At 70.7% G+C, this 11,234-nt stretch carries 9 protein-coding genes; 7 read left to right on the top strand and 2 right to left on the bottom strand.

The features are described from left to right. Positions 1-186: 186 nt before the first annotated feature. Entirely contained in the window at positions 187-891 is a 705-nt protein-coding gene (locus tag ABD908_RS13020) for a response regulator transcription factor (RefSeq protein WP_344996255.1), read from the top strand. Between the two features lie 108 nt (positions 892-999). Further along, positions 1,000-2,499, top strand: a complete 1,500-nt coding sequence (locus ABD908_RS13015; protein ID WP_344996252.1) for a sensor histidine kinase — start codon at positions 1,000-1,002, stop codon at positions 2,497-2,499. A 57-nt stretch (positions 2,500-2,556) separates the two neighbouring features. Here ABD908_RS13015 and ABD908_RS13010 read toward each other — a convergent pair whose 3' ends face one another. Then, complete coding sequence (locus tag ABD908_RS13010) at positions 2,557-2,952, bottom strand: HIT family protein (RefSeq protein ID WP_344996234.1); 396 nt, start codon at positions 2,950-2,952, stop codon at positions 2,557-2,559. A 222-nt stretch (positions 2,953-3,174) separates the two neighbouring features. Here ABD908_RS13010 and purD point away from each other — a divergent pair, with 222 nt between their 5' ends. From purD to ABD908_RS12985, 5 genes are all read left to right on the top strand, one after another. After that, positions 3,175-4,410, top strand: a complete 1,236-nt coding sequence (gene purD, locus ABD908_RS13005) for a phosphoribosylamine--glycine ligase (RefSeq protein ID WP_344996231.1) — start codon at positions 3,175-3,177, stop codon at positions 4,408-4,410. A gap of 75 nt (positions 4,411-4,485) precedes the next feature. Next, complete coding sequence (locus ABD908_RS13000; RefSeq protein WP_344996228.1) at positions 4,486-5,085, top strand: TetR/AcrR family transcriptional regulator; 600 nt, start codon at positions 4,486-4,488, stop codon at positions 5,083-5,085. Positions 5,086-5,116: 31 nt separating this feature from the next. Continuing rightward, on the top strand, positions 5,117-6,538 hold the full coding sequence (gene purB, locus ABD908_RS12995; protein ID WP_344996249.1) for an adenylosuccinate lyase: 1,422 nt from the start codon (positions 5,117-5,119) through the stop codon (positions 6,536-6,538). 488 nt (positions 6,539-7,026) lie between these two features. After that, a complete protein-coding gene (locus ABD908_RS12990) occupies positions 7,027-7,920 on the top strand; it encodes a phosphoribosylaminoimidazolesuccinocarboxamide synthase (RefSeq protein ID WP_344996225.1) in 894 nt (297 codons plus the stop codon). Next, the gene (locus ABD908_RS12985; RefSeq protein ID WP_344996222.1) at positions 7,920-10,046 is read left to right on the top strand and encodes a S9 family peptidase; all 2,127 of its coding nucleotides are present in this window, start codon (positions 7,920-7,922) and stop codon (positions 10,044-10,046) included. Before ABD908_RS12990 ends, ABD908_RS12985 begins: the two co-directional genes overlap by 1 nt. 164 nt (positions 10,047-10,210) lie before the next feature. On the opposite strand, the gene ABD908_RS12980 is transcribed toward ABD908_RS12985, so the two are convergent. Further along, on the bottom strand, positions 10,211-11,044 hold the full coding sequence (locus ABD908_RS12980; protein WP_344996219.1) for a class I SAM-dependent methyltransferase: 834 nt from the start codon (positions 11,042-11,044) through the stop codon (positions 10,211-10,213). Between the last annotated feature and the right edge of the window lie 190 nt (positions 11,045-11,234).

The raw sequence follows: 11,234 nt of genomic DNA, 5'->3' as shown, positions 1-11,234 counted from the left end.
CGCGGCGGATCGGCGCCGCGGCAGGATCCGCTCGAGGTCTGGGAGCAGGCGCCGCGGCACGGCCGCCAGTCCGCCGGCCGGCCCCGGCCGCGGGCTGCGTATCGGCCGGTTCGGAGTGTTCCCTGGGTATCGTTCCCAGTAACCGTCCAGGAAGCTGTCAGAGCAGCCGCAGCAGGGAAAGGAACACTGGTTGTCGTGAACGAACCGCAACCCCGCGTCCTGGTAGTGGACGACGAGAACAGCATCGTCGAGCTGCTGCAGGTCAGCCTCAAGTTCCAGGGGTTCGACGTCGCCACGGCCCTGGACGGGCCGGCTGCGATCGACCGGGCCCGTACGTTCAAACCAGACGTCATGATCCTCGACATCATGATGCCGGGGATGGACGGCCTCGGACTGCTCAAGCGTTTGCGGCAGGACGGCATCGAGGCGCCGGCCCTGTTCCTTACCGCGAAGGACTCGGTCGAGGACAAGGTCGCCGGCCTCACCCTCGGCGGTGACGACTACGTGACCAAGCCGTTCAGCCTCGAGGAGGTAGTGGCGCGGGTCAACGTTCTGCTGCGGCGCAGCGGTTTCGGCGCGTCCGAGCAGCGCACGCGGTTGACCTTCGCCGACATCGAGCTCGACGACGAGACCCACGAGGTGTGGAAGTCCGGCAAGCTCGTTCAGCTGTCGCCCACCGAGTTCACCCTGCTGCGTTACTTCATGGTCAACGCGGGGGTGGTGCTGTCGAAGCCCCGGATCCTGGACCACGTCTGGCACTACGACTTCGGTGGCGAGGTCAACGTCGTCGAGTCGTACGTCTCCTATCTGCGGCGCAAGGTCGACACCGGCGACAAGCGGCTGATCCACACTCTGCGCGGCGTCGGGTACGTCCTGCGGGAACCGCGGTAGCGCGTGCGGTCGAGCCGCAGTCCAGCAGGCTTTCGTCGGAACGGCATCCCGTTGTTACGCAACGGGGTGCCGCTCCGGTTCTCGCTCGTCGCCGTCATCGTCGGGTTGATGGCGTTGGGGCTGCTCGCCTCCGGCGCGGCGCTCACGACGTCCATGAAGGATCGCCTCATCGCCCGCGAGGACCAGAACCTCCGGCAGCAGGCCGATACCTGGGCGAAGCCGCGCGCCGTACAGCTCCCGTACGCCGCCCGCGGTGACAAGCGCCCACCCACCCGATACTTCGTCGTGACGTACCGATTCGACGGCACGCAGGTGCAACAGGGCGGCAACCCGGACTTCACCACGCGGCCGGATCTCAGCAAGGTCGGTGAGATCGGCTCCGAGGCCATCACCGTGCATTCGGCGAACAGCGGTGGACCCGACTGGCGGATCGTCGAGTCCCGGTCGCAGTACGGCTACGCCTACGTCGCGGTCACCCTCAGCGACGTCTACGACACGATGCGCCAGCTGGTGATCCTCGAGCTGCTGATCGGCGGCAGTGTGCTCGCGGTGGCCGGCGGCCTCGGCTACCTGGTGGTGCGCCGGTCGCTCGGGCCCCTCGTCGAGGTGGAGGCGACGGCCGAGCTGATCGCCGCGGGGGATCTCACCCGCCGCGTCCCGGCGAGCCCGCCCAACACCGAGGTCGGCAGCCTCGCCCAGTCGATCAACGCGATGCTGCATCAGGTGCAGGACTCGTTCGCGCGCGTCGAGGCGTCCGAGGAGCAGGCGCGGCGCGGTGAGGAGCGCATGCGCCGGTTCATCGGCGACGCCTCGCACGAACTGCGCACGCCACTCACCTCGATCCGCGGGTTCGCGGAGCTCTATCGTCAGGGGGCGAGCAGCGACGTCGGGTTCCTCATGAAGCACATCGAGTCCGAGGCACAGCGCATGGGGCTGCTGGTCGAGGATCTGCTGCTGCTTGCGAGGTTGGACGCGCGCCGGCCGCTCGAGCACCGCCCCGTCGACCTGCTCACCGTGGCGTCCGATGTGGTGCACGCTGCGCAGGCGCGCGAGCCCGAGCGCACCATCCACCTCGAGCTCGACGGTGACCCGACCGACCTCGAGCTGCCCGGCGACCAGGGTCGGATCACCCAGGTGGTCACGAACCTCGTGTCCAACGCGCTGCGGCACACGCCCCCCGAAGCGGTGACCACCGTACGGTTGCGGGCCGAGCCGGACTGCGTCGTCATCGAGGTCCGCGACACGGGGCCGGGTATGCGGCCCGAGGAGGCCGCGCGCGTCTTCGAGCGGTTCTATCGCACCGACGCGTCGCGGAGTCGCGGCAGCGGCGGCGCGGGTCTCGGCCTGTCGATCGTGCACGGCATCGTCGAGGCGCACAACGGCACCGTCACCGTCGAGACCGCGCCGGGCGAGGGCGCGGCATTCATCGTCCGCCTGCCACGCATCCTGCCGGCTGCGCGCGCCGACGGTGACGACGAGCCCGGTGACTACGACGACGATTCCGGTGACTACGACGGTGAGCCGGGGGAGTACGGCGGGGAGCCGGGGGACGACAGGGAGCCCGCGGACGCCGACGGCGGGCCCAGCGAGCGCGATGGCGCGGCCTGAGCGGGTCGCGCCGTGCGCCTGCCCGGTCGCGGGTCATGCCCTGTCGCCAGAGCCGTCCTAACGCAGGGCGGCGAGGATGCGCTTCTGGGCGTCGTCGAGCGACTCGGGGCTGGGGTTCTGCTCGGCCTTCGACAGGTCGAAGGTCTCCAGCGAGTGCGCCGGGAACACGTGCACGTGTAGGTGCGGGACCTCGAGTCCGGCGATCAGCAGGCCCACGCGCGGCGCGTCGAAGGCCTTCTTGATCGCGGTCCCGATCTTCTGGGCCACGTCGTTGATGTGCTGCCAGAGCTGGGGATCCACCGACTCCCAGTGATCCACCTCGGCGCGCGGCACGATCAGGACGTGGCCGGGCGCCACGGGGGCGATGGTGAGGAAGGCGACCACCGTGTCGTCCTGGTACACGAATCTGCCGGGCAGGTCGCCGTTGATGATTGCCGAGAAGACGGATGACATGGCCTCAGGCTAGTCGAGGCCGGTGGTGGCGCGCGGTGCTGCGGTCGGCTCCCGGCAACGCCCGTCGCGGGGCCACGGCGACGGTGCCGTCGGTCCGGCGCGCCTCCGGTCTCCACGGCGCCCGAGTGTGCGGATCATCGATCGTCTCCGGTGCAACAGAATCGCGGAACAGCGTGAATGCGGCCGGATGGGATGTCCGCACCCGCGCGGTAGGGTCTGCGTGTGCGAGTACTCGTCATCGGCTCCGGCGGCCGCGAACACGCCCTCCTCGACGCGCTCTCCCGCGACGACTCGGTCACCGAGTTGCACGCCGCACCGGGTAATCCGGGCACTGCCGCGATCGCGACCAATCACGCCGTCGATCAGGCGTCCGGCGACGCCGTGGCCGACCTCGCCGAGGAGCTCGGCGTGGATCTCGTGGTGATCGGTCCCGAGGTCCCGCTCGTGCTCGGCGTCGCGGACGTCGTGCGGGCCCGCGGCATCGCGGTGTTCGGGCCGTCGGCCGCGGCGGCGCGGATCGAGGGCTCGAAGGCCTTCGCCAAGGATGTGATGGCCACCGCGGGTGTGCGCACCGCGCACAGCGAGATCGTCGACAGCCCCGCGCAGATCGACGCCGCCCTCGACCGGTTCGGCCCCACCTGGGTGATCAAGGACGACGGGCTCGCCGCCGGCAAGGGGGTCGTGGTGACGGCCGATCGGGCCGAGGCCCGGGCGCACGCCGCAGAGCTGCTCGAGATCGGTCGGCCCGCGCTGTTCGAATCGTTCCTCGACGGACCGGAGGTGTCGCTGTTCTGCCTGGTCGACGGCACGACGGTGGTCCCGCTGTTGCCCGCGCAGGACCACAAGCGCGTCGGCGACGGCGACACCGGGCCCAACACCGGCGGCATGGGCGCGTACGCACCGCTGCCGTGGCTGGCGCCGGGTGCGGTCGACGAGATCGTCGACACCGTGGTCGGGCCGGTCGCGGAGGAGCTCGCACGGCGCGGCGCCCCGTTCAACGGCCTGCTGTACGCGGGGCTCGCCATGGGGGCGGACGGCCCCGCGGTGGTCGAGTTCAACTGTCGGTTCGGAGATCCCGAGACGCAGGCGGTCCTCGGGCTGCTCGACTCCCCGCTCGGCGAGGCGCTGCTCGCCACGGCGATCGGCCGCCTCGCCGACCTCCCGGCGCTGCGTTGGCGCGACGGCGCCGCCATCACCGTGGTGCTGGCGGCGGAGAACTACCCGGGAACGCCGCGCAAGGGCGACCCGATCACCGGCGCCGACGAGCCCGGTGTCTTCCACGCCGGGACGGCGATCGACGACCGCGGCCGGCTGGTCTCGGCAGGGGGGCGGGTGCTCAATGTGGTGGGCGTGGGCGGCGATCTCGCCGCCGCGCGAGCCGATGCCTACGCGAAGCTGGGGCGGATCAAACTGCCGGGCAGTCATTTCCGCACCGACATCGGTCACCAGGCGCTCTGACACCGCGGTCGGGGTTCGCCGCGACTTGCGCGAAAGCGCCCGCTCCAAGCCTGCACCTTTGGCACCATTGCCAGGGTGACAGCCGCGACCACACCTAAAGGGGAGCGCCGGCGCGCTGCGTTGGTCGCGGCGGCGGGCGAACTCCTCGTCGAGGGCGGATTCGATTGTGTCCGACATCGTTCCGTTGCGCAGCGAGCGCGAATCCCGCTTGCTGCCACGACGTACTACTTCGAGTCGCTGGGCGATCTGGTGACCAATGCCGTCACCTACGCGGGCGATCACGACGTGGCCGACGTCCGCGCCCGCGCCGACACCGTCAGCCGCCGTCGGCGTGGCGCGCAGGCGACGGCGGACATCCTCGCGACCGTCTTCTTCCCGGCGGACTCCGCCGACGGCATGCGAGAGGTGGTCTCCCGTTACGAGCGGCTCGTCGTCTCGACGCGCGAGCCACGGCTGCAGGCGGTGCAGGAGCGGCTGCGCGAGGAGCTGACCGCCCTGCACATCGAGGTACTCGAGCGGTCCGGCCGCGGCGTCGAGCGGCGGCGCGTGCAGCGCCTCATGGCGGTCGAGGACGGTGCCGCGCTCGCCGCGTTCACGCTGCCCGAGGGTGACCCACACCGCGCGGTCCGCGACGCGGTCGTCGACGTCATCGACAGCCTGGCGCCGCCGGGCTGATACTCCAAAATTGCGTGAAATACTGGAGTACGTGCAGCAGATCCCCGACGTCCTCGCCAACCGCTATGCCAGCCCCGACATGCGCCGCATGTGGTCGCCGGAGCACAAGATCGTGCTCGAGCGGCAGCTGTGGATCGCCGTGCTGAAGGCCCAGGCAGAGCTGGGCGTCGACGTGCCCGACGGTGCCGTGGCCGCATACGAGGCCGTCGTCGATCAGGTCGACCTCGAGTCGATCGCGGCCCGCGAGCGCGTCACGCGCCACGATGTGAAGGCGCGGATCGAGGAGTTCAACGCGCTCGCCGGTCACGAGCAGATCCACAAGGGCATGACCAGCCGCGACCTCACCGAGAACGTCGAGCAGTTGCAGATCCTGCGCTCGCTCGAGTATGTGCGCGGGCACGGCGTCACCGTCGCCGCCCGGATCGCCGAGCGGGCTGCACAGTACGCGGCGCTGGTGATGGCCGGCCGCTCGCACAACGTCGCCGCCCAGGCCACCACGCTGGGCAAGCGCTTCGCGTCGGCGGCCGACGAGGTGCTTCTCGCGCTGGGTCGCCTCGACGACCTGATCGCCCGGTACCCCCTGCGCGGCATCAAGGGCCCCATGGGTACGTCGCAGGACATGCTCGACCTGCTCGGCGGCGACTCGGCCAAGCTCGAGCAGCTCGAGCACAAGGTCGCCGAGCACCTCGGCTTCACGCGCACCCTGACGTCGGTGGGCCAGGTGTACCCGCGGTCGCTGGACCACGACGTGGTGGGCGCGCTGGTCCAGCTCGCCGCCGGGCCGTCGTCGCTGGCCACCACCATCCGGCTGATGGCGGGCCACGAACTGGTCACCGAGGGCTTCCAGCCGGGGCAGGTGGGCTCGTCCGCGATGCCGCACAAGATGAACACCCGCTCGTGCGAGCGGGTCAACGGCCTCGCTGTGGTCCTGCGCGGCTACGGCTCGATGGCCGCTGAGATGGCCGGTGCGCAGTGGAACGAGGGCGACGTCTTCTGTTCGGTGATCCGCCGGGTCGCGCTGCCCGACTCCTTCTTCGCGATCGACGGCCTCATCGAGACCTTCCTGACGGTCCTCGCCGAGTTCGGTGCGTACCCCGCCGTCATCGCCAACGAGCTCGACCGCTACCTGCCGTTCCTCGCCACGACCCGTGTGCTCATGGCGGCGGTGCGCGCGGGCGTCGGGCGTGAGACGGCGCACGAGGCGATCAAGGAGCACGCCGTCGCCGTCGCACTCGCGATGCGTGAGGAGGGGGCAGCGCCCGACCTGCTCGACCGGCTCGCGCGTGATCCGCGACTCGGCCTGAGCCGGGACCGGTTGGACGCGGCGCTCGCGGACCGGGCGGCGTTCACGGGTGCGGCGGCCGCGCAGGTCGCGGCCGTCGTGACGCAGGTGCAGGCGCTCGTCGAGCGCTTCCCGGATGCCGCCGCCTACACCCCGGCCCCGATCCTGTAGCGGCCCCTCGACTCGGCTCCGGCGGGCGGCTGGAGCTTCCCTACGACCCGAGAGCGGCATCCTAGTAGAGATAGTCATGTGTCCCAGTATTATTCGGCGATCTGGTGGTGCGGTCAGCTGCTCCAGGAGCCCGAGTCGAGCTCCTGAGTCGGCAGGTTCGGTCGCTGTCGTGCGTCACGTGCACGGCACCGCTGTCGGCGTGGAACCGCTGGGCGGCGCCGAAGTTGGAGAACTTGTGCCCCGACATGACGTACTCGTCGCGCATATGACCGCTCGGATCGAATCCGGAGCACCACCAACCGTTGGGATGGGGTGCAGCCGACGCTGCGGGTGCGACGACGGTGCCGAGCCGTCACGATCGGTGACCGGCGTCTGCCGGGCGGTCCCGCGGGGCCAGGTCTCGGTGCGCTATCGCTTCTTCCGGCCGCGCGGACTGCGGTGCAACGTTTGTCGGTCGCGATCGTGTGCCGTGCGATTAGGCTGGGTCGGTGCGACCCCAACTGAGCGAGTACCCGCCGATCTACTCCGGCAAGGTCCGCGAGCTGTATGCGATCGACGCCCAGCACATGCTGCTGGTCGCGAGCGACCGGATCAGCGCGTACGACCACATCCTCACCACACCGATCCCCGACAAGGGCCGCATCCTGACGGCGATGTCGGTGTTCTTCTTCGACGAGCTGCGGGTTCCCAACCACCTCGCGGGTGGGCCGGACGACGATCGGATCCCCGCCGAGGTGCTGGGGCGGGCGCTGGTGGTGAAGCGCCTCGAGATGGCGCCGGTGGAGTGCGTCGCGCGCGGCTACCTCGCCGGCTCGGGCCTCGCGGAGTACCGGGCGACGGGCACGGTGTGCGGCATCCCGCTGCCCGCCGGGCTGGTCGACGGTAGCCGGCTGCCGCAGCCGATCTTCACCCCTGCGACCAAGGCGGCCCTCGGCGAGCACGACGAGAACGTCTCGTACGAACAGATCGCCGCCACCGTCGGCGCCGGGTTGGCCGCCCGGCTGCGCGAGGCCACGCTGGACGTCTACTCGCGCGGGGCCGAGATCGCCGCTGCACGCGGAATCCTGCTGGCGGACACCAAGTTCGAGTTCGGTACCACCCCGAGTGGAGACCTGCTCCTCGCGGACGAGGTACTCACCCCCGACTCGTCGCGGTACTGGGACGCGGCCGACTACGAGCCGGGACGCACGCAGCCCAGTTTCGACAAGCAGATCGTGCGGAACTGGCTCACGGGCCCCGAGTCCGGCTGGGACCGGACATCCGACACGCCTCCGCCTCCGCTGCCCGCCGAGGTCGTCGACCGTACGCGCGCGCGGTACATCGAGGCATATGAGCGCGTCTCGGGTCTGTCGTTCGCCGACTGGCCGGGTGGGTCCGCGTGATGCCCGGCGAGACCGCCGCTTCGCCCGTGGCCGACCGGCGGCCGACGCCCCGGACCTACCACGGTGACACCGTCGTCGACGACTACGCGTGGTTGGCCGACACCGAGGACCCCGAGGTGCGGGCGTACCTGGAGGCGCAGAACGAGTACACCGCCGCCGCGACCGCCGGTCTGGAACCGCTGCGCGAGGCGGTGTTCGGTGAGATCAAGGCGCATACGCAGGAGACCGACATGTCGGTGCCCCTGCGGCGTGGCGGGTTCTGGTATTTCGCGCGCACCGTCGAGGGCAGCCAGTATCCGCTGCAGTGCCGTGCCCCGGTCCGTGATGCGCACGACTGGACCCCGCCGGAGGTCTCGGCGGAGAAGCTGCCCGGCGAGAGCGTGATGCTCGACCTCAACGCCGAGGCGGAGGGCCACGACTTCCTGTCCGTCGGGGCGGCCGCGGTGTCGCCCGACGGCCGGCTGCTGGCATACTCCGTCGATACCTCCGGAGACGAGCGGTTCACGCTGCGCATCAAGGACATCGAGACCGGGTCGCTGCTCGCCGACACCGTCGAGGGGGTGTTCTACGGCGTCACGTGGGCGCCCGACTCGCGGCATCTGTTCTACGTCACCGTCGACGATGCGTGGCGGCCTGATCGGGTGTGGCGCCACGAGATCGGCTCGGCGGCAGCCGATGTCGAGGTCTATCGCGAGGATGATCAGCGCTTCGGTGTGGGTGTGGGTCTCACCCGTAGCCGTCGCTACCTGGTGATCTCGGCGTCGTCGTCGCTCACCAGTGAGGCGAGGGTGCTCGACGCCGCCGATCCGACCGGCGAGTTCACGGTGGTGCGCCCGCGCGAGGAGGGCGTGGAGTACCACGTCGAGCACGCGGTGCTGAGCGGCGCCGGCAGCGGGGCGAGCGGGACGGATCGATCCGGCGAGGATTACTTCCTGTTCCTGCACAACAGGTCCGGGATCAACTTCGAGCTCGCCTCGGCCCCGGTAGAGACTCCCGACGCGTGGACCGTGCTGGTGCCGCACCGCGCAGACGTGCGCTTGACCGACGTCGAGGTGTTCGCGCGGCGCCTGGTGCTCGAATACCGGCGTGACGGGTTGCCTCGTCTCGCGTTCGCGGCCACGGACGTGCAACCCGAGTTCTCCGAGTGGGATCCGGGCGAGCAGTTGTCGACGGTGGCGCTGTCCGGCAACCCGGAGTGGGACGCGCCCCGGTTGCGGGTGGGCTACGAGTCGTATCTGACTCCGGCGACGATCCTCGACCTCGTCCCCGAGACCGGCGAGTCTGCCGTGCTGCGGCGCCAGCCCGTTCCCGAATACGACCCTGAGGGGTATGTGCAGGAACGGGTCTGGGTCACTGCCCGCGACGGGGAGCGCGTCCCGGTGTCGGTGGTGCGAGCTGTGGCCACCACCGGGGCGGCCCCGACCGTGTTGTACGGCTACGGCTCGTACGAGGTGTGCCTCGATCCCTGGTTCTCGGCCGCGCGACTGTCCCTGCTGGACAGGGGCGTCGTGTTCGCGGTCGCGCACGTCCGCGGCGGTGGTGAGCTGGGACGCCGCTGGTACGACGACGGCAAGATGCTGCGCAAGAACCACACATTCACCGACTTCGTCGACGTCGCAGCGGATCTCGTCGAGACGGGCCGTGCCTCGCCCGACCGGCTGGTGGCGATGGGTGGCAGCGCCGGCGGCCTGTTGGTGGGTGCGGCGATGAACCTCGCGCCGGAGCTGTTCTGCGGTGTGGTCGCTCAGGTGCCGTTCGTGGACCCGCTGACCTCGATCCTCGACCCGGACCTACCGCTCACCGTGGGGGAGTGGGAGGAGTGGGGGAATCCGCTCGCCGACGCCGAGGTCTACCGATACATGCGGGACTACTCGCCGTACGAGAACGTCACTGCGCGTCCGTATCCAGCGCTCCTGGTGACCACATCGCTGAACGACACCCGAGTCCTTCCCACCGAGCCGGCGAAGTGGGTGGCGAAGCTGCTGACACATACGACGTCGGGCAACCAGATCCTGCTCAAGACGGAGATGGCGGCAGGTCACGGCGGGGTCAGCGGCCGTTACTCGTCGTGGCGCGAGACCGCGTTCGAGTACGCCTGGATCCTGGACCGGCTCGGCCGCGCCTGAATCGACATGTGCACCCTTCCGTCGGCCGTGCACCCAACACGTGCACCGTTCCGTCGGCCCTCGGCTGGGCACGGCCTACATGTGCACCCTTCCGGTGACCCGCGGGCCGACGGAAGGGTGCACATGTTCAGTGGGGTGGTGGCCCGACGGAACTGCGCACATGTTCAAGGGCGGGTCGCGGTGTGCACCGTGCGGGCGGTCAGCAGATACACGTCCGGTCGGGTGTCGACGGTGCCGGGCCCCTCGCCGGTCAGTCGGCCGAGCGTCGCGCGGTCGTCGGCGTCGAGGTCGTCCGCCAGCGCCTCGGCGGCGCGCTCGAACTGACCGCGCACGAAGCCGCGGTACTCGGGGGCGAGGGGCGCGGGACGGTCGACCAGGAAGCTGCGGCTGCCGGCACCGGCGAGCCCCGCCGCGGACAGCATCGCCGGCCAGTCCTCGACGACGGTGGCGGCGTGCGGTAGTTCGGCACGCATCCGCGCGAACCAGATCGTGGTCGCGGCATCGATGCGGGATTCGATGCCCGGTCGGCCGAAGCCGATGTCCCGCGGCAGGAATCGTGTCGGCAGCCCGCCCTCGGCGACGGCGAGCACGCCACCGCGGCGAAGTCGCTTCGCGAGGGCGGCCACCGCCGCGGCCTGGTCGCCCACGTGGTGCAGCACGTGCGACGTCCAGATGAGGTCGGCCTCCGGCAGTTCGGCGAAGTCGCCCGGGAACTCGGCGACCCGGGTGGTGAGCCGCACGCCGATCCGGTCGGCGCGCTCGCCGGCCCGGCGCAGCAGCTCTGCCGAGCCGTCCACGGCGACCACCTCCGCATCCGGGAACCGTTGCGCCAGCACGCAGGCCGCGACGCCCGGACCCGCGCCGACGTCGAGGATCCGCCGGGGCGTGACCCGCGCGGCGATGTCCTGCGCCGCAGCCGTGACGAACGGCAGCAGCGCCTCGCCTTCGGTCGTGAGCCGGTCGGCCATGCTGTTCCAGTCGAGGTCCGTGTGCGCCATGCCTCGACGGTCCCAGCGGAGCCCGCGGGGCGCAACGATCCTTGCCGATCCGGCAAGCCGGTATTCACCGGCCGTCAGCGTGCGCACGCGCCCGGCTCCCGAATCGGCCGCTGCCGCACCGACGCAGCAGCCCCGGCCAGGGGCCGGGGCTGCCGGGTCGAGCGGTGTCTCAGTCGCGGTTTCGTCGCTC

The sequence above is a fragment of the Tsukamurella soli genome (assembly GCF_039541155.1).
GTDB classification, from domain to species: domain Bacteria; phylum Actinomycetota; class Actinomycetes; order Mycobacteriales; family Mycobacteriaceae; genus Tsukamurella; species Tsukamurella soli.
This window is presented reverse-complemented; position numbering and strand designations above follow the sequence as displayed.